This is a genomic window from Roseibium aggregatum (assembly GCF_017309185.1).
Classification (GTDB): domain Bacteria; phylum Pseudomonadota; class Alphaproteobacteria; order Rhizobiales; family Stappiaceae; genus Roseibium; species Roseibium aggregatum_B.
Window position 1 is genome coordinate 126,607 of record NZ_JAEKJZ010000003.1, and the last position, 18,750, is coordinate 145,356.

The following is an 18,750-nucleotide window of genomic DNA, read 5'->3' on the forward strand; positions in this document are numbered from 1 at the left end:
CGTTTCCGTGCCTTGGGTGGGCGCTTATACCAACCTCAACAAATAAGACCCTATTTGTTGAGGTTGGTATTAGAGGCGTACACGGTGTTCCGCGCGTCCGGGAACCGGTGCTTCGGTCATGTAGGTCTTGCCGTCGGCCTCGCCGTTCAGTCCTTCGGCCGCTGTCGTCATGAAAAGTGTCCTGAAGTCGCTTCCGCCGAATGACGGACAGGTGACCTGGACCGCAGGCACGGAAATCCTCTGGAGGAAAGTCCCGTCGGGCGCGTAGCGGGCCAGCCGCCCGGCGCCCCATTGGGCATTCCAAAGGCATCCTTCGCCGTCGACAACAGATCCGTCCGGATTGAGATCGTCGGCTCCCAGGTCGACGAAAAGAGCAGGCTCTGACGCAGGCCAGCCTTCCTCGTCCAGGGCGACGCGCCGGATGGATTGTCTCTCCGTGTCCGCGAAATAGGCGGTGCGGGCGTCCGGCGAGAAACAGATCGAGTTTGAAATCGTGATGCCGCCGAAGAGCTTGCGCAATTCGCCCTTGTGGTAGCGGTAGATCGCACCGGCACTCGTTTCGGCATGGATCCCCATGGTGCCGATCCAGAAGCCGCCCATCGGATCCGCGCGTCCGTCATTGGAGCGCGTTACCGGATTATCGGCCTCCAGATCGCAGAGGTTTACGGACGCGCCGCTTTCGAGATCGAACCGGAACAGCTTGCTGGCGCTGGCGATCAGCAGTTCGTTGCGGCTGACCCATCCGGCTGCCGAGACGTATTCGTCGAACTGCCAGGACTTCGGCGTGCCATCTTCCCGTGTCAGAAGCTGCTTGCTCAGAATGTCGAACCAGAAGAGCTGCTGCCGCTCCGGATGCCAGAGCGGCCCTTCGCCCAGGACACACTGGCGCTCGTCGAATACCTGGCTCATGAAACCTCCCCTGTTTCCGCGGCTGCCGTGTCATATGCGGCAACGATTGCGTCCGCCCGTGACCTGATCCCGGCGACGGTCAGGCCGGGCTTGTAAAGCGCGGTTCCGATGCCGAAACCGGTGACGCCCGCCTCGAGCCACGCCTTGAAATTATCCGGTCCGGCGCCGCCGACCGCATAGGTTTGCGTTCCCGCCGGCAACACGGCGCGCATGGCCTTCAGGCCATCCGGGCCGATCAGCGAGGCGGGGAAGAACTTGAGACCGTCGGCCCCGTTGCGGAGCGCGGTGAAGCACTCCGTTGGGGTCATCACCCCGGGAAAGGACGCCATGCCTTCCGCCCTGGTCCTTGCGATCACCTCCGGATTGCAGTCCGGCGAAACGATCAGCGTGCCGCCCGCCGACTTGACGTCGAGCACTTGTTGCGGGGCGAGCACGGTTCCGGCGCCGATTTCTGCCGCGCCGGAAAAGTGCTGCGCCATGGCTTCAATGCTTTTCAGGGGTTCCGGCGAATTGAGCGGCACTTCGATCCGGGTGATACCGGAAGCGATCAGTTCTTCTGTGATGGGCAGCGCCTCACCCGGGGTCAGGCCTCTCAGGATGGCGATCAGGTTCCGGCTCATGACGGCTCTTTCGAAAAGGAGGAAAAGGCGAGGGAGAGACCTTTCAAGGTGATGCTGTCTCCGTCCAGAAGACTGGTGTCAAAGCCGACACACTCCAGGGCGCTCTCATAGGTTTTCGCGATGCGGTCAGTCCCGACAATGGCAACCGGCCGGTTGGCGATGTCATTTTGAACGGCGGCCAGCTCCGCGCCGATCAAGAGACCGGACAGGCGGCCCCGGGCGGCTTCGGGCGTGAGACCGGCGATCAGACCGGCCGCGCGGATCCCGAAAAGGCCGGCGGTCAATTGCGCGGGGGTTTCGAAGGCTTCCCGAACGGCCTGAGCGAACGCCTCGGCCTCCAGCGCGTCTTGCGACAACCCGTGCCGGAGAACGGAGTGTCCGCTGAGAAGCGCGAAAACCTCGCCGGTCATCATGGTGCGGAAGGAGATGATCTCGCCGTTGCCGACAATCGCCCACTTCGTGTGGGTTCCCGGCAGGCACAGGACGCCGTGAAAGTCCGGGTCTTCGGCAAGCACGCCCGCGGTCTGGGTTTCTTCTCCGCGCATGACATCGGCCGGGGCGTGCTGCAGGACACCGGGCAGGATGAGAACGTCAAGGCGCGTGTCCTGCGTGTCTACCCGGGTGGCTTCTTCAAGAGAGGGCGGGGCGCAGGGGGCCGCTTTATAGGGTGCCTCCACCCAGCCCTGCCGAGCCCCCGCCATGCCGCAGACGATCACCGGCGTTCTGCTGCCCTCGTCCAGAATATCCCCGATCAGCTCCAGCAGCGCCGGCTCGAATTCGTTCCGGGCGAGCTTCCCCATGCCTTTGCCAGAGCTCCGCCGGGCAAAAGGGTTTCCCGCGCCGTCCATGGCCCAGATGCGCAGATTGCTGGTGCCCCAGTCCGCCGCGATCCAGGATGCCTTGCCCTGCGTGCTCATCCGGTAACCACCACACCGCCGTCGGCGACGAGAACCTGGCCGGTCATGGCCCTGCTGGCCTCCGAGGCCAGGAACAGGACCGGTTCGACCATTTCCTCCGGCTGAAGCTCCTTCTTCAGGCACTGCCGGTCGATATGGGCCGCAAGGGTTTCGGCGGTCACCCACATGTCCTTTTGCTTCTGTGTCAGGACCCAGCCGGGAGCGATGGCGTTGACCCTGATGTTATCGGGCCCGAACTCCCGCGCGAGACTGCGGGTCAGGCCGGTAATGCCGGAATTCGCGGTCGTATAGGCCGGGTAGCCGGCGTTTCCCATCATGTAGGAGATCGAGGTGAAGTTGACGATGACACCTCCTCCCGTAGCCCGCATCGCCGGAATAACGTGCTGGCAGGCGAAGAAATAGGCTTTCAAATTCACCGCCATTGCCTCGTCCCAATAGTTCTCGTCGACTTCTCCGGTCGCGTGACGCTGATCGTTGGCGGCGTTGTTGACCAGAATTTCAACCGGCCCATGCGCTTCCGCCGCCTTGTCCAGGGCGGCTTTCAAGGCTGAGGTATGTGTGGTGTCACACGAAATGTAGAGCGGCCGGTGACCGGTCCTTTTTTCCATGTCATCGCAAAACCCGGAGGCGTCCGAGCGCTGGACAAAGGCGACCCTGGCGTTCTGGCGGAGAAACCCCTCCGTTACGGCTGCACCGATACCGGAGCCGCCGCCGGTGATGAAGACAGACCTGCCCGCCAGGTCAGAAAAATTCACGTTCATGGCGTTCTCCCGCATTTTTTAGTTGACCTTCCACCCTTGTGACCTTTGTCAATGATGGGGTCGGGAGGGAACGTTACTTCCGGATCGAGCACCAAACAATGTATCGCGTGAGCGGATCGCGGCTTGACATGAATGCTCGTTCAGGTTTGATAAGTCCGGTCCGGCAATCTGGCGTTGGCTTTGCGGGAGTTGCTTGAACTCGACCGGGTCCGGATCCACAGGGAGGAAGAGAATGACCAGCAGAATTTTACGCCTGGCCTTGCCGTTTATGGCCGGGCTGGGGCTTGCATCGGTGGGCACTGTAGGCGCCTGGGCCGAAGACATCAAGATCGCGCATGTTTACGGTAAAACCGGCCCGTTCGAGGCCTATGCCAAGCAGTCGCATACGGGCCTGATGATGGGCCTGGAATACGCGACGGACGGCACGATGGAAATCGACGGCCGCAAGATCTTGGTTCTTGAAAAGGACACGCAGCTCAAGCCCGATATCGGCAAGGCCGCTCTGGCGGAGGCGTATGGAGACGATGAGGTCGACATTGCCGTGGGGCCTGTCTCCTCCGGCGTTGCGCTGGCCATGCTGCCGGTGGCGGAAGAATATGAAAAGCTGCTCATCGTTGAGCCCGCCGTCGCCGATTCCATCACCGGCGAGAACTGGAACCGTTATGTGTTCCGCACGTCCCGCAATTCCTCCCAGGATGCAGTCGCCAACGCGGTGGCGCTCGGTCAGGAAGGCGTCTCCATCGCGACCCTTGCCCAGGATTATGCTTTCGGGCGCGACGGCGTCGCAGCCTTCAAGGAAGCGCTGGAAGGCACCGGCGCAAAGCTCGTGTTCGAGGAATACACGCCGACCGACACGCAGGATTTCACAGCCAACGCGCAGCGTATTTTCGACGCCTTGAAAGACGAGCCGGGCCGCAAGTTCCTGTTTGTCATCTGGGCTGGCGGCGGCAACCCGATCGGCAAGATCAAGGCTATGGAGCCGGAGCGTTTCGGTGTCGAGATCGCGACCGGCGGCAACATCCTGGCGGCCATGAAGGCCTATAAGGAACTGCCCGGCATGGAGGGCGCGACCTATTACTACTATGAGATCCCGAAGAACCCGGTGAACGACTGGCTGGTTGCCGAACACCAGAAGCGCTTCGACGCGCCGCCGGACTTCTTTACCGCAGGAGGCATGTCCGCCGGTATCGCGATCGTCGAGGCGATCCGCAAGGCTGGGTCCACGGACACCGAGGACCTGATCGCCGCCATGGAAGGCATGGAATTCGAAACGCCTAAGGGCAAGATGATGTTCCGTGCGGAAGATCATCAGGCGCTGCAGCCGATGTATCACTTCAAGATCAAGGTCGATCCTGATGTCGAATGGGGCATTCCGGAACTGGTGCGGGAACTGAAGATCGAGGACATGAACATCCCGGTTCGCAATCAGTAGGCTTTTCAACTCCCCGCTGATCGTTATGCTCGGCGGGTAAAGCGCAAAAGCTGCGAAACCCCCGGCCGGATAGACCCTTATCCGGCCGGGATCGCCTTCACTTTCCTTTTCCCGCCACAGGACCGCCTGCCATGGTCAAAGAGCATCCCATTCTGGAAACACGGGACCTGACCGTCCGCTTCGGCGGCCATGTCGCGGTCGATCATGTTTCCTGCCGTTTCGACCGGGGGACGCTGACGGCCATCGTCGGTCCGAACGGCGCCGGAAAGACCACGTATTTCAACCTGATTTCCGGACAGCTTCCGGCGACGGGGGGCTCTGTCTTCCTGAATGGCGAGGACATCACCGGCATGTCCGTCCCCAACCGCACGGAACGCGGGATCGGGCGGGCGTTTCAGCTCACCAATCTGTTTCCGACGCTGAGTGTGCGCGAGAACGTAAGGCTCGTCGCGCAGGCCAAGGCCCGCATGGGGTTCGATCTTTTCTCCATTGCCGAAAGCCATGTCGAACTTCTGGAGCGCGCCGAGCATGTGCTGGCCGAGGTCAGGCTGATCGATCAGGCCGATCAGATCGTCTCCGCCCTGCCGCACGGCGATCAGCGGAAGCTGGAAGTGGCCATCCTGATCGCGCTCGGTCCCCAGGTTCTGATGTTCGACGAACCGACCGCAGGCATGAGCGTCGACGAGGTGCCGGTGGTGCTTGAACTGATCCAGAAACTGAAAAGCGATTTGGACCGGACGATCCTGCTCGTGGAACACAAGATGGACGTGATCCGCAGCCTTGCAGACCGCATCATCGTTTTGCACAACGGCGCCCTGGTGGCCGATGGCGAGCCGGCGGAGGTCATCGCCCTGCCGGTGGTGCAGGAAGCCTATCTCGGCAAGGCGCCGGAGGCGGCGGCATGACAGTGAACCCGCTTCTGTCTCTTCAAGGAGTTCACACCCATATCGGGCCCTATCACATTCTCCAGGGCGTCGACCTGACGGTGCCGGAAGGCGGCGTGACCGTGCTTCTCGGCCGCAACGGCGCGGGCAAGACCACGACGCTGCGCACGATCATGGGGCTCTGGCAGGCCAGCAAGGGCGAAATCCACTTCCATGACCACATGATCACCGGACTGGCGACCCCGGAGATTTCCCGGCGCGGGATCGCCTTCGTTCCCGAAGACATGGGGATCTTCACCGATCTGACGGTGGAGGAGAACATGATCCTGGCGGCCGTCAACGGTCCGATGGACGCAAAGCGCCTTGCCTGGATCAAGGATCTGTTCCCGCCGATAGGAACCTTCTGGGCCTCGCCCGCGGGGACGCTGTCCGGGGGGCAGAAACAGATGCTTTCGGTGGCCCGCGCGATCATCGAGCCCCGCCGCCTGATCCTGATCGACGAGCCGACCAAGGGGCTGGCGCCGGCGATCGTCAAGGCGATGATCGATGCCCTGGCGGAACTGAAGGCGACCGATACGACCATCCTGCTGGTGGAACAGAATTTCGCCATGGCCTCGAGCATCGGCGACACGGTCGCCGTCATGGACGACGGGCGGATCATCCACAGCGGCTCCATGCAGGAGCTTGCCGGAGACAGTGCCTTGCAGGAAAAACTGATGGGGCTGAGCCTGGAGGCGCATCAATGAGCGAACAAGCCATCAAGCCGCGCATCGAGAAAATACCGCTGAGCGAACAGGTCTTTCGCAAGCTTCCCATATTCCTGGTGCCGCTTCTGGCGCTGGCGGGACTGATCGCCATCGGCAACCCCGCAAGCTGGCTGACGCTGACCGTCGCGGGGCTTGCGATGGGCATGATGGTCTTCATCATGGCGTCCGGTCTGACCGTCGTGTTCGGGTTGATGGACGTGATCAATTTCGGCCATGGCGCGTTCGTGACCGTCGGGGCGTTTGTCGGCTTTACCGTTCTGGCCTGGGTGGCGGGCTGGACCGCGTCGCCGAGCGTCCTGCTCAATCTGGCCGCCGTTCTCGTCGCGATCCTGGCCGCGATGCTCGTCACCGGTCTCCTGGGCTACGCGTTCGAGCGGGTGATCGTGATGCCGGTTTACGGAGATCACCTGAAACAGATCCTGGTGACCATGGGCGGGCTGATCGTCGCCCAGCAGATGATCCACGTGGTCTGGGGACCGGACGAGATGCATCTGTCCCGCCCGGAGGCCCTGCAGGGCTCGGTGGTTCTCGGCGAGGCAGCCATCGAGAAATACCGGCTGGTGGCTGTCGGCATAGGTCTTGCCCTGTTCCTCGCCATGCGCCACGTCCTGAAGAAGACGAAGATCGGCCTTCTTGTGCGTGCCGGTGTCGAGAACGGGGAAATGGTCGAGGCGCTCGGCTACCGCATCCGCCGCCTGTTCCTGCTGGTGTTCATGACCGGATCGGCGCTCGCGGGTCTTGGCGGTGTCATGTGGGGGCTCTATCAGGAGACGATCACCGCGCACATGGGGTCCGACATCATGGTGCTGGTGTTCATCGTCGTGATCATCGGCGGTCTGGGATCGGTGGAAGGCTGCTTCATCGGGGCGCTTCTGGTCGGGCTGCTCGCCAACTACACGGCGTTTCTCGCCCCGAAAGTGGCGCTGATCTCCACCATCGCGCTGATGGTGGCGATCCTCATGTGGCGGCCGCAGGGGCTTTATCCCGTGGTCAAGGCGAAATAGGGGGGCGTGGAGATGCTGACGAGACTCCTATCCGGTGACACGCCGCGAAGCAGCCTTCTGACGGTCCTGCTTCTGATCGTTCTGGTGTCGCTTGCCTTCGCGCCGTTTCTCTTTCCGGGCACCAAGTCGCTGGAAACGGCGGCGCGGATCTGCATCTTCATCGTGCTGGTTGCCAGCTACGACCTACTGCTCGGCTATGCCGGGATCGTGTCCTTCGCCCATACGATGTTCTTCGGCATCGGAGCCTACGGAACGTCGCTTGCCCTTTCGGCCACGGGAGCAAGCTACTGGTCGCTGCTGTGGGGAACCGCGGCGGGCGCTGTCGTCGCCGCCGTTTTCGCTCTCGCCATCGGGCTTTTCTCGCTACGGGTCAAGGCGATCTTCTTCGCCATGGTGACGCTCGCGGTGGCCAGTGCCTTTGCGGTGCTGGTGTCGCAGATGTCCTGGCTGACGGGCGGCGAGGACGGCCTCAACTACAAGATCCCCCGCGAACTGACCCCGGCCTTCAAGCTAGTGAAGGACAAGGTGTTCGATGTCCGGATCAACGGCAAACTGCTGGCCTACTACCTGGTGTTCTTCGCATCCGCGATCCTGTTTCTGGTCATGCTCAGGATCGTGAACTCGCCGTTCGGGCGTACGCTCAAGGCGGTGCGCGACAACGCCTTCCGGGCGGAGGCCATCGGCTACCGCGTCGTCTGGTACCGGACGGCGGCCACTGTGCTCTCCGCCGTCATGGCAGCCCTTGCCGGATCCCTGCTTGCCATCTGGCTGCGTTACACCGGACCGGCAACGACGCTTTCCATGGAAATCATGATCGACATATTGCTGATGGTGGTTATCGGGGGAATGGGTACTCTTTACGGTGCCGTTCTGGGGGCAACCCTGTTCATTCTGGCGCAGACCTATCTGCAGAATCTGATGGGGGTCGCCGCCGAGGCGACGGAGGCGGTGCCATTGCTGTCCAGTCTGGTGGCGCCGGAGCGCTGGCTGCTCTGGCTCGGGGTCCTGTTTGTCCTGTCGGTCTATTTCTTCCCGGCGGGAATCGTCGGGCGGCTTCGGGAAGGTGCGCGTGGACGGTAAACAGCTTCATGTTCGCGACGAAGGTGAGGGGCGGCCGCTTGTCCTGCTCCATGGCTGGTCCTGTCCGGGGCCATTTTTCAAGGGGCAGGTGAATGCGCTCAAGAAGCATGTCCGCTGCATCGTTCCCGATCTTCCAGGCCACGGCGAAACCGGCGGCCGACTGCCCCTGACCATCGAAGCCGCGGCAGATGCAATTGCGGCGTTTCTGGAAAACGAGGATCTCACGGATGCCGTGCTGTGCGGATGGTCCATGGGGGCTCATGTCGCCTACGCCATGATCGAGCGTCACGGCCCCGAGCGGATCGCCACCGTCGTCGGCATCGACATGTCGCCGAAAATCGTCAACGACGAGGAGTGGTCCAACGGCACGCTGAACGGATTGACCGCGGCCACCAACGAACATGTTCTGAATGCACTCGTGCCCGAATGGCCGAAACTGCCCGGCGGAATTGCCCGGCGGTTGTTCGCAAGCGACCGGCCAATGGATCGCGCCCTGCTCGACTTCGCCACCGCGGAGATCGCCAAATGCGATCCGGTGCTGCTCAAACCCATGTGGGCATCCCTGGCGCGGCAGGATTTCCGGGCTTTGCTGAAGGCCTTCCCGCTGCCGCTTCATCTGGTCTATGGGGCCCACAGCCAGCTTTACGGGCCGGGTGTGGCTCAGTGGCACAAGGACAATGTGCCGGATTTTCAGCTTCATGAATTCGAGAGTTCAGGCCACTCGCCGCACATGGAAGAGCCGGAGCGTTTCAACGCGTTGCTGCGATCGATTGTCCGCGGGGCAGACCGGGGCGGAGCGGGCTGAATTTGCGGTTGCCGCTCCCGCTTTTACAAGGTTCACGATGTTTTAAAGCAGGGTGTGCAACGCTTAAGGCAACAGGCGCTTGAGGATCAACTGCTTTTCCAGAGCATCGTTTGCAAGACTTGGTGCCGGCGGGACCTGCGGCGTGTTTTACTCAAAGCTAAATGCACTAAGAGGCGTAGCCGCGATCCTGGTGGCGGGTTTTCACTTTTTTCTGCCTTATGAAAACACCGTTCCTCTTATTCGGAACGCCGCGCTTTTCGTCGATTTCTTCTTCATCCTGTCTGGTTTCGTGATCTGGAAGAGTTACCACCGGTCGATCCGGACCGGTGCGGTCCGTTTCAGGCAATTCGCCTTTTTGCGGCTGATGCGGCTTTACCCGGCCCACTTTTTCATCATGATGGCCTGGCTCGCCGCCATCGGCGGCAGATATGCAGCCGCCCGCTTCCTGGGTATCGGCAGCACCGATCTCGGATACAACACGCCCGGGCTTTTTTTCGAGAACCTGCTTCTGATCAATTGCTACGGCCTTTCCAGGGACCTTGGCTGGAATTTTCCGAGCTGGAGCATATCGGCGGAACTTTTCGCCTATCTGGTCTTCTTCATCGCTTATGTGCCGCGCGGGGCTTTCTCATCGAGCCGAAAGCCTCATCCCTGGCGACCGTTCCTGTTTTCCGCGCTCTGTTATCTGGCTCTCTGGATCATCGGTCTTTCCCTGTCCCAGCCGGACCTGTCCTTCCGCCATTCCGACTTCGGCTTTCTCCGTGCCATGGCCGGCTTTTTCATTGGTGTCGGCATTGCCCAGCTGGATTTCGGGCGCATCCTCAAGAGGCGGGGAGCTGCGGCCGATACGTTTCTGGAGCTGCTCCTGGTTGCCGCCGCCACCGGGCTTGTCAGTGTGTCGGGCTCAGACTACGGCCTTCAGATGGCGGTGATGCTGGGGTTCGCGGTGGTGGTCGCGTATTTTTCCGGACAATCGCAAGGGCTGGTGTCGCGGCTTCTGGATACGCGGGTCATGCAATATTGCGGTCAGATCTCGTATTCGTTTTATCTCTGGCACATGTTCGCCTTTCTGTCCTGCACGGAACTGGCGAAGATCGTGTTTCATACCGAGATGACCGCGACGGACCACGTGGCGGGAAACGCCAAATGGCTGGTCATAATCGCGGCCTTCTCTCTGACGACCGTTCTCTCGGTCCTCACCTATCATCTGGTGGAGCAACCATTCCGGTGCTGGTCGAAAGACTATGCGGCGCGTACTTGGCGGCGGGAGCCGTCGGCGGCCCGATGACGCGTCAGAAGTAACGGTGCCGCCTAGTTGGACCTTGTTCGTTGCGGCCGGTAGTCGTGCCGGCTTTCCCGGCGTTCCCTCAAACCGGCGAGCTGCCGGAGAAGCCTGAAGGCGTCTTGCGGGTTTTCCGCGATTTCCAGGATCAGCTTCTTGCGGACCGCATCGGCGAAGGTCTGCGCGCTGTCCGCGGTGACGACAAAGGCCGCGGGGCCGCCGATGATCTCCCGGTAGAAGCGGTCTTCCAGATCGTAGGTGACCGGCCGGCCGGAGCAGTGCCGGCACAGAACCGCGAGCCCGTTGATCACGATGCCGGAAGAGACGACGGTCTCCCGGGCCTCTGAGATGGTCGGGCCGTTCCAGTTGTTGGCGCTGTCGGCGGAAAGATCGATAACCCGGCGCAAACCCTGGTAAGCGTTGGTGTCAATCAGTTCCTTGCCCTTGAGCAGCGCCGCGCCGATCGCGTTGCGCCCATAGGCCTGCCGCGGGGCCTCCATCAGTCTGGCGGCGAACGCTTCTGCCGAAGCCCTGCCGTCGATTACGGTCCAGTCGACGACCACATCCTGCGAGAACATGTCTGCCCATTCCACGTAGGTGACGGCGATCTTGCCGTAGATATTGTCCGTTATGGCGTTGAGAACCGCCGGATCCGTGATTGCTTGCGCATATCCGGCGCGTTGAAACCGGATTTCCGCATCGTCGATCGAGCCGGTCGCATCGGCGAGGAGAACGAGTTCAAGGTCGAGTTCTTCGGAAAGGGAGGGGGAGGTCAAAAACAGGAAGGAGAAAACCAGGCATGAGAAAAACCGCATCGCAGATCGCTCCCGGCAAGTGGTGCTTCACTTAACGTAGGGCAGCGGGTCCCAAAAGGAAAAGGGGGGCGGGGCGAAGAAAAACCCGCCCTCAATGAGGGCGGGTGCAATGTCGCTGTGTTTGGCTCAAATCCGCTCAGGCAACCGCGCGGGCCAGAGCGCATTGAGACCAGAGATCGTTGATCGCATTGGCGAGATACTCGATATCCTCGGCGCTGTGCAGCGGTGTCGGCGTGAAGCGCAACCGCTCGGTGCCGACCGGGACGGTCGGATAGTTGATCGGCTGAACGTAGATGCCGTAAGTGTCGAGCAGGATGTCGGAGATCCATTTGCACTTCTTGGCGTCGCCAACCATCACCGGAACGATGTGGCTTGGGTTTTCCATGTGCGGAATGCCGCGCTTGTCGAGGGCCGCACGCAGCTGGGCGACCCGGTCCTTGTGGGCCTTGCGCTCGAACGGGCTGTCCTTCAGGTGACGGATGGATGCGGTTGCGCCGGCTGCCAGTGCCGGCGGCAGGGCGGTGGTGAAGATGAAGCCGGAGGCAAAGGAGCGGACAAAGTCGATGACTGTCTTCGAACCGGTGATATAGCCACCCATGACGCCGAAGGCCTTGCCGAGCGTGCCTTCGATGATGGTCAGGCGGTCCATCAGGCCTTCGCGCTCGGCGACACCGCCGCCGCGCGGACCGTACATTCCGACGGCATGGACTTCATCGAGATAGGTCATGGCGCCGAACTCGTCGGCCACGTCGCAAATTTCCGCGATCGGCGCGATGTCGCCGTCCATCGAATAGACGCTTTCGAAGGCGACCAGCTTCGGCGCATCCGGATCGTCTGCGGCCATAAGTCGCTCCAGATCGGCCACGTCATTGTGCTTGAAAACGCGTTTTTCACAGCGGGCGTGACGGATGCCTTCGATCATGGAGGCGTGATTGAGGGAATCGGAATAGATGATCAGCCCCGGGATTTGCGCCCCGAGCGTGCCGAGAGCGGCCCAGTTGGACACATATCCGGAGGTAAAGATCAGGGCGGCGTCCTTGCCGTGAAGGTCGGCCAGCTCGCGTTCCAGGAGGACGTGATAGTGGTTGGTTCCGGAAATATTGCGCGTTCCGCCGGCGCCGGCGCCGCATTTGGCGATGACGTCCTGCATCGCGCCAACGACTTTCGTATGTTGTCCCATTCCCAGATAATCGTTGGAACACCAGACAGTTACGTCCTGAACCGAGCCGTCTTCCCGGTAGCGCGTCGCCCGTGGGAAGCTTCCTGCCTGACGTTCCAGATCTGCAAAAACGCGATAGTTTCCGTTGTCGTGAAGTGCGTCCAGGCGTTCCTGCAGATACGCGTTCATGTCCATCGTGCCGGTCCTCTTCATCACTGACCCGATGGCCAGCGCCTCTCTCTCCCGATGGCGCGGTGTCTCCGCGCCGAATTTTTATTAAGGCGTCCGTGCGTGACGGATCGAACCTAACGGGAAATCTATAACAATTAAAAACTGGAATACAAATTTTTGGGCCTTGATCAAGGTCAATCCCGCCGACAAATTTTGTCCAGGCCAGGGGAAAAGGTGAGCGGTACTCCAAAACCTTTTTTTGTTTCAATGAGATGTTTGCGGAACGGTCCTGGCTAAGGGATGTTTTCCGTTTGTTCCCGGCGTTGAAGGGCAAAAATAATTTTATCGACCTTCATAAATTCGCTTAAAATATAACTATTGCGTGTTATTAATAAGTCTCTTGCTTTCTGATTGCAGACGTGAATAGTGATTCATGTTTTGCGAAAGGCGGGAGGGCGGAATGTGATTGGGACGGCAGGAAACCATGAAGCGCCGCACAAGGTGCTTGGCAATCAGCCTAAAACAGCCCGCGGCGAAGCGACACGCAAAGCTCTCATTTCAGCTGCGGAGCGCGTGATCGGCGCAAGGGGATACAACGACGCTTCGATCGGGCAGATCACCAGCGAAGCCGGCGTCGCCCAAGGCACTTTCTATATTTATTTTACGACCAAGGAGGAGGTTTTCTCCGAGCTGGTTCTGGAAATGGGCCGTCTGGTCCGGCACGAAATCACCGAAGCGACACAGGGCATTCAGGACCGCCTGCAGATCGAGCGGGCCGGGCTTCAGGCGTTTCTGGAATTCGTTCAGGCGCACCCGGATCTTTACCGGATCGTTCAGGAAGCGCTGTTCGTCGATCCGGCGGCTTACCGGGAATATTACACGAGCTTTGCGGAAGGCTACAAGGCAGGGCTTCTGGCCGCGCAACAGGCCGGACAAATCGTTGATATCGATGTCGAGGTTCTCGCCTGGGCGCTCATGGGCATCGCCCGTTCCCTTGGTGAACAATACGTGGTGTTCGGCAAGGACACGCCGATTGAGCACCTGGTCGCTCAGGCCCACAGGCTGATCGCCAGCGGACTCAAGCCTTGAGGCAACGGACATGACTTTAGTCGAGACCGAGCAAAGGGGCGGGGCCGTCTGGTTGTGGCTCAACCGGCCGGACCGGCACAATTCGCTGATCCCGGAACTGGTCTCTGACTTACGCGCCGCGATCGCGGCGGCGGCGAAGAGGAATCCGGCCGCGCTTGTTCTGTCCGGTCGCGGAGCCAGTTTTTCCACCGGAGGGGATGTGGCCGGGTTTCTGGCTCATGCCGGTTCTTGCGCCGAACTTTCCGACTACGCCGGGCGGTTGGTGAGCGCCTTGCATGAAGCCATACTCGATCTTCTGGCGTTTCCGGTTCCGGTTCTCGCCGCCGTAAACGGGCCGGTCACCGGCGGAGCGCTGGGGCTGGTGCTTGCGGCCGACCTTGTGGCCGTGGCCGAGCACTCCTTCCTGCAACCCTATTATTCAGAGATCGGCTTCGGGCCGGACGGCGGCTGGACGGCTCTCCTGCCGGATCGGATCGGTGTCTCGAAAGCCCTCGAAATTCAATATCTGAACAGGCGCCTGGATGCCCAGGAGGCAGCCGCGCTCGGGCTGGTGGCGCGCGTCTGTCCGGCATCCGGACTGGGATCGGTGGTCGACGGATGGGTGGCGGAAATCGGCGGGGGGAGCGCGCAAACCCATCGGGTGACCAGGCAAAATGTCTGGGACGAGCGGCGGTGCGCGGGCGTTCGCGACCGTCTGGAGCGGGAAAGGAAGCGGTTCCTGGATCTGGTCACCTGTCCGGCCACGATCACCGGCATGAGAGAATTCACGCGCGAACGCGCGTGACCGCGGAAATGGGGACGCGCTGGCCTATGATCCCGGGGGGACCATGGAATTTGTAACGGATATGGCGGCGAAACGGGCTGAAATGACACCCGAAGCCGTCGCGTTTTCCGATTTCGACACCGGCCGGAATTTCACGTTTGCGGAGATCGACCGCCGTGCCTGTCAGCTCGGCGGAGTGTTTCGCGCGCGCGGCCTGGAGGATGGAGACCGGGTGGCTGTGCTCTGCCTGAACCATCCGGACTTCTTTGTCCTGCTGTTCGCGGCGCAGAAAACCGGCATTGTTCTGGTGCCGCTCAACTGGCGCCAGCCGGCCGCCGAATTGAACCTGGTTCTGTCCGCCTCGCGGGCGAAGCTCCTGTTCCACGATGAAGCGTTCGCCGAAACCGCAGGGGAGCTTGCCGCGGGAAGCGGGATCGGCCTGCTGCCGCTGGGTGCGATGGCGAACGGCGAAAGTGCTCTGGACGGTGTTTTGGAAGAGGGCGGCTCCACACCGGTGCGCGGCGGACTGGTGAAGGCCGGCACCCCCTGGTACCTCCTTTACACCTCGGGCACCACCGGCCTGCCCAAGGCGGTGATCCAGACCGCGGGCATGGCCTATGCCAACACGGTCTGTTACGCCCAGAGCGCAGGCATTGTGACGGGTGAAACCGGAGTGAATTACCTGCCGCTGTTTCATACCGCCGGCATCAACCTGCCGACCCTGCCGCTCTTTCTGTTTGGAGGGACCTCCACCGTTTTGCGGAAATTCGAGGCGGACACGGTTCTGGATCTCGTCGACGCGGGACGTGTGAGCTGCTTTTTTGCCGTCCCCGCCGTCTATCAGGCCATGGCGCTTTCCGGCAAAATCGAAACCACGGATTTCTCCCGGGTCAGGTCGCTTTATTGCGGAGGGGCTCCGGTGCCGAAGCATTTGTTACAGGATTTCCAGAAACGTGGGGTCACCATCTGCAATGGGATGGGGATGACGGAGACGGGGCCGACGATATTCTTGATGGACAAGGCGCATGCCGCGGAAAAGATCGGCTCCGTCGGCAAGCCGCAGCTGCTGACGGATGTCAGGCTTGTGGATGGCCGCGGACAGGTCGTTCAAGGGGCCGGTGAAGGCGAGGTTGAGGTCCGGGGGCCGAATGTCACCCCCGGCTATATGGACAATCCCGAAGCAACCGCGGCCGCGTTCACAACAGACGGCTGGCTGAAATCCGGCGATATCGCGCGGCGGGACGAGGACGGCTACTACTCTATCGTCGACCGGATCAAGGACATGTACATCTCCGGAGGTGAAAACGTCTATCCGGCCGAGGTCGAAAGGGTTCTTCTGACCCACCCGGCTGTTCTGGAGGCCGTGGTCGTCGGGGTGCCGGACGAAAAATGGGGAGAGGCCGGTGCCGCCTATCTGATCGCCCGCCCGGGAGAGATGCTCGATGCGGCAGGCCTGACCGGCTGGTGCCGTTCCCGGCTCGCCGCCTACAAGGTCCCCAAAAGCTTTCTTGTCGTCGAAGAGCTGCCGCGCACCGCGGCGGGCAAGGTGCGCAAGACCATTTTGAAAGACACGTTCTTGCAGGAAAACGACCGGAGGTTTCTCAAGTCATGAGTGATGCGGACGAAGCGTGTTCCGGCGCGACTGCCTTCTGGACCCCCGGTCAAGCGGAGTTCGATGCCTTCGCCAGGCTCTCCGGCGATGACAACCCCATCCATGTCGACCCCGCCTTTTCCGCCCGGACCCGGTTCGGACGCACCGTTTCCCACGGGATGCTGCTCTACACGAAGGTGTTCGCGCATCTGGAAAGGCTCTATCCGGGCCGGTCCCACGTCCTGCAGACGCTGATGTTTCCGAACCCGGCCTACGCGGACGAGGAACTGACCCTGACGTTTGAAGAAAACCCGGAGCGGAAAGATCAGATCCTGATCGAGGTCAAGCGCAGCGCCGACGGCGCCGTGACCCTGTCCGGCACCTGCGATCTTGGAGGTGGAGCATGACGTTTGAGATCGGGCAGCGCGCGGAAATCACCCGCACCTACACGGGTCAGGACATGCGGGATTTTGCAGCGCTGGCGGGACAGGGAACCGAGGTTCCGCAGGCGGTTCCAGGCCCGCTGATCGGCGGTCTGTTTTCCTATCTCCTGGGTGTGAAGCTGCCGGGAAGGGGAACCAATTATCTGAAGCAGAGCCTGGAGTTTCTGACGCCCGCTCCTGTTGGCGAAGTGCTGACGGCGTCGGTGTCCATTACCCGGCTGCGCCCTGAAAAGCACCTGGTCGATCTTGAAACCGTCTGCGTCGCGGCGGACGGAACCCGTATCTGTCAGGGACGCGCCCTGGTCTATGTCGAGGACGTCGGCAAGGATTGAACCTTGTTTCTGCCGAAGGCTGGCCGGGTGCGGCGATCCGGCTGTCGAGGACGAGTGTCTGCTATTCGCCTTCGACGATCCGGACCTTGTCCGGCCAGAAGGCATAGTGATCCGCGAGCCTGCGCGCGAAGTCGATCGGGTCCTTGTAGATCCAGCCGATTTCATCCCCGCCGAGCGATATATAACCGGCGTCCCCCTTGATCGGGCAATGGGTCGATCTGTCAACTGCCTCGACGGCGACTGACAGATCGGCGGCCGGCACGTAGATCACCGGGTCGTACACGGATTTGCCGATTTCGATCACGCGCAGCGCGGACGTCGTGTCGGCAATCAGGACGTCGCCGCGATAGATGCGGATCCGGCGGGAAACGTTCTTGATCACCATGAGATGGGCGTCATCGGAGGGGTTGCGGATTGCATCGTCAAAAGCGGGGCTTGCCAGGGCTGTCATCGGTTGCTCCATGTCAATTCACGAGGACTGTGCTTCCGTCCGATGACGAAGGCAAAGACACGATTTTAACATTGCCGTGAACGCGCGCTGAACGAGGCCTTCTTCAAATCAGACAGATAAGGCTTGCAACAGCCTCGGGATGTGCGCTCAAACTCCGGTTCGATTCACTTTCAGCAAAAAGGCGCCAGGGATGGTCGGGGCGGAAGAGACATTTTTGAGACGCTTGTTCGAACGTGCCGTCGAGGTCGCGGACCCGATGAAAAGCCTTGCCGCCCATCTTCCGGAAAAGCCGACGGGCAGGGTGGTTGTGGTCGGTGCGGGCAAGGCGTCGGCGCGCATGGCGGAAGCGGTCGAAGCCGAGTGGGGGCCGTGCGAGGGGCTGGTCATCACCCGTTACGGTTACGCCCGGCCGACGCACCAGATCGAAATCGTCGAGGCGGCCCACCCGGTGCCGGACGAGGCCGGCGCGCGGGCAACGGGCCGCATGCTTGAACTGCTGGAGGGGCTCGGCGAGGAGGATTTCGTGCTGTCCCTGATTTCAGGGGGCGCGTCCGCGCTATTGACCGCACCCGCTGGAGAGCTGTCTCTGGAAGAAAAGAAGGAGATCAACCGGATGCTGCTCGCCTCCGGGGCTCCGATCGGACAGATGAACGTCGTGCGCAAGCATTTGAGCCGCGTCAAGGGGGGACAGCTTGCCGCGGCTGCCCATCCGGCGCGGATGCTGGCGTTGCTCCTGTCCGACGTGCCGGGTGACGATCCGGCGGAAATCGGCTCCGGGCCCACCGTCGGCGACCGCAGCACGCAGGCCGATGCGCGGAGCATCTTGCGGAACTGGCGGATCGAAATTCCGGCAGCCGCGAAAGAGGTGCTCGCCGGTCCCGGCGGCGTTCTCAAGCCGGAGGACGAGAGACTTTCCCGGGTGACGAATATCGTGTTCGCGGCGCCGTCACAGTCCCTGCAGGCTGCCCGCAACCTTGCCGAGGACACCGGCTGCGACGTGGAACTGCTTGGCGACGCGCTGGAAGGCGAGGCGCGGGAGGTGGCGAAGGCTCATGCCGGGCTGGCAATTCAGCGCCAGAAGGAACGGGCCGGCCGGGAGAAGCCCCTGATCCTTCTGTCCGGCGGAGAACTGACGGTCACGCGAACCGGCGACGGCGTCGGCGGACCGAACGCGGAGTACGCACTGGCGCTCGCTCTTGCGCTCAACGGCGCAAAGGGAATCCATGCCATTGCCTGCGACACGGACGGGGTCGACGGGGCCGCCGAGGTCGCGGGTGCCGTCATCGGTCCGGACACGCTTCAAAGGGCCGAAGCGGCCGGAGCGTCGCTTGAAACGGCTCTGGAGGAAAACGACGCGCACCGCTTCTTCGAAGCGCTGGACAGCCAGGTGATCACGGGACCGACCCTGACCAACGTGAACGACTTCCGTGCCATCTGGATTGGACCGGAGGCATAGCGTCGGCAAAGGCCTTGTC

Annotated in this window: 20 protein-coding genes; 13 read left to right on the forward strand and 7 right to left on the reverse strand. The window is 61.7% G+C overall.

The genetic code is table 11. The features are described from left to right. Positions 1-69: 69 nt before the first annotated feature. Genes JF539_RS15755 through JF539_RS15770 form a run of 4 tightly spaced genes read right to left on the reverse strand, consistent with a single transcriptional unit; the run spans position 70 to position 3,207 of the window. Positions 70-909, reverse strand: coding sequence for an SMP-30/gluconolactonase/LRE family protein (locus JF539_RS15755; RefSeq protein ID WP_207141659.1), 840 nt, complete (start codon positions 907-909; stop codon positions 70-72). Continuing rightward, complete coding sequence (locus JF539_RS15760) at positions 906-1,529, reverse strand: 2-dehydro-3-deoxy-6-phosphogalactonate aldolase (protein WP_207141660.1); 624 nt, start codon at positions 1,527-1,529, stop codon at positions 906-908. The genes JF539_RS15755 and JF539_RS15760 overlap by 4 nt, the downstream gene beginning before the upstream one ends. Further along, positions 1,526-2,446: a 2-dehydro-3-deoxygalactonokinase gene (locus tag JF539_RS15765; RefSeq protein ID WP_207141661.1), complete on the reverse strand. Its 921-nt coding sequence runs from the start codon at positions 2,444-2,446 to the stop codon at positions 1,526-1,528. Before JF539_RS15765 ends, JF539_RS15760 begins: the two co-directional genes overlap by 4 nt. Continuing rightward, positions 2,443-3,207 (reverse strand): SDR family NAD(P)-dependent oxidoreductase, encoded by a 765-nt coding sequence (locus tag JF539_RS15770; RefSeq protein ID WP_236042527.1) that lies wholly within the window; start codon positions 3,205-3,207, stop codon positions 2,443-2,445. The genes JF539_RS15765 and JF539_RS15770 overlap by 4 nt, the downstream gene beginning before the upstream one ends. 268 nt (positions 3,208-3,475) lie before the next feature. Between JF539_RS15770 and JF539_RS15775 the strand changes: the two genes are divergently transcribed. From JF539_RS15775 to JF539_RS15805, 7 genes are all read left to right on the forward strand, one after another. After that, on the forward strand, positions 3,476-4,639 hold the full coding sequence (locus JF539_RS15775; RefSeq protein WP_207142032.1) for a substrate-binding domain-containing protein: 1,164 nt from the start codon (positions 3,476-3,478) through the stop codon (positions 4,637-4,639). Between the two features lie 131 nt (positions 4,640-4,770). After that, a complete protein-coding gene (locus tag JF539_RS15780; RefSeq protein ID WP_207141663.1) occupies positions 4,771-5,544 on the forward strand; it encodes an ABC transporter ATP-binding protein in 774 nt (257 codons plus the stop codon). A gap of 2 nt (positions 5,545-5,546) precedes the next feature. Next, positions 5,547-6,269 (forward strand): ABC transporter ATP-binding protein, encoded by a 723-nt coding sequence (locus JF539_RS15785; protein ID WP_419247684.1) that lies wholly within the window; start codon positions 5,547-5,549, stop codon positions 6,267-6,269. Further along, a complete protein-coding gene (locus tag JF539_RS15790) occupies positions 6,266-7,294 on the forward strand; it encodes a branched-chain amino acid ABC transporter permease (RefSeq protein WP_207141665.1) in 1,029 nt (342 codons plus the stop codon). Before JF539_RS15785 ends, JF539_RS15790 begins: the two co-directional genes overlap by 4 nt. A 12-nt stretch (positions 7,295-7,306) precedes the next feature. Beyond that, entirely contained in the window at positions 7,307-8,374 is a 1,068-nt protein-coding gene (locus JF539_RS15795; protein WP_207141666.1) for a branched-chain amino acid ABC transporter permease, read from the forward strand. Beyond that, a complete protein-coding gene (locus tag JF539_RS15800; RefSeq protein WP_207141667.1) occupies positions 8,364-9,179 on the forward strand; it encodes an alpha/beta fold hydrolase in 816 nt (271 codons plus the stop codon). The genes JF539_RS15795 and JF539_RS15800 overlap by 11 nt, the downstream gene beginning before the upstream one ends. A gap of 142 nt (positions 9,180-9,321) precedes the next feature. Further along, positions 9,322-10,467, forward strand: coding sequence for an acyltransferase family protein (locus JF539_RS15805; RefSeq protein WP_207141668.1), 1,146 nt, complete (start codon positions 9,322-9,324; stop codon positions 10,465-10,467). A gap of 23 nt (positions 10,468-10,490) precedes the next feature. On the opposite strand, the gene JF539_RS15810 is transcribed toward JF539_RS15805, so the two are convergent. Both JF539_RS15810 and hemA read right to left on the reverse strand, forming a co-directional pair. Further along, the gene (locus JF539_RS15810; protein ID WP_207141669.1) at positions 10,491-11,276 is read right to left on the reverse strand and encodes a DUF1194 domain-containing protein; all 786 of its coding nucleotides are present in this window, start codon (positions 11,274-11,276) and stop codon (positions 10,491-10,493) included. 136 nt (positions 11,277-11,412) lie between these two features. After that, entirely contained in the window at positions 11,413-12,630 is a 1,218-nt protein-coding gene (gene hemA / locus JF539_RS15815; protein ID WP_207141670.1) for a 5-aminolevulinate synthase, read from the reverse strand. A gap of 438 nt (positions 12,631-13,068) precedes the next feature. On the opposite strand from hemA, the gene JF539_RS15820 reads away from it, so the two are divergent. From JF539_RS15820 to JF539_RS15840, 5 genes are read left to right on the forward strand one after another with little or no spacing between them, the layout of a single operon-like run. Then, a complete protein-coding gene (locus JF539_RS15820) occupies positions 13,069-13,695 on the forward strand; it encodes a TetR/AcrR family transcriptional regulator (protein ID WP_207141671.1) in 627 nt (208 codons plus the stop codon). Positions 13,696-13,705: 10 nt separating this feature from the next. Next, positions 13,706-14,479, forward strand: a complete 774-nt coding sequence (locus JF539_RS15825) for an enoyl-CoA hydratase/isomerase family protein (protein ID WP_207141672.1) — start codon at positions 13,706-13,708, stop codon at positions 14,477-14,479. 43 nt (positions 14,480-14,522) lie between these two features. Then, a complete protein-coding gene (locus tag JF539_RS15830) occupies positions 14,523-16,070 on the forward strand; it encodes an acyl-CoA synthetase (RefSeq protein ID WP_207141673.1) in 1,548 nt (515 codons plus the stop codon). Further along, entirely contained in the window at positions 16,067-16,456 is a 390-nt protein-coding gene (locus JF539_RS15835; RefSeq protein WP_207141674.1) for a MaoC/PaaZ C-terminal domain-containing protein, read from the forward strand. Before JF539_RS15830 ends, JF539_RS15835 begins: the two co-directional genes overlap by 4 nt. Then, entirely contained in the window at positions 16,453-16,824 is a 372-nt protein-coding gene (locus tag JF539_RS15840; RefSeq protein ID WP_207141675.1) for a phosphate acetyltransferase, read from the forward strand. The genes JF539_RS15835 and JF539_RS15840 overlap by 4 nt, the downstream gene beginning before the upstream one ends. A gap of 61 nt (positions 16,825-16,885) precedes the next feature. Here JF539_RS15840 and JF539_RS15845 read toward each other — a convergent pair whose 3' ends face one another. Beyond that, the gene (locus JF539_RS15845) at positions 16,886-17,275 is read right to left on the reverse strand and encodes a DUF427 domain-containing protein (RefSeq protein ID WP_236042529.1); all 390 of its coding nucleotides are present in this window, start codon (positions 17,273-17,275) and stop codon (positions 16,886-16,888) included. Between the two features lie 190 nt (positions 17,276-17,465). On the opposite strand from JF539_RS15845, the gene JF539_RS15850 reads away from it, so the two are divergent. Beyond that, positions 17,466-18,731 (forward strand): glycerate kinase type-2 family protein, encoded by a 1,266-nt coding sequence (locus JF539_RS15850; RefSeq protein ID WP_207141677.1) that lies wholly within the window; start codon positions 17,466-17,468, stop codon positions 18,729-18,731. Positions 18,732-18,750 lie beyond the last annotated feature (19 nt).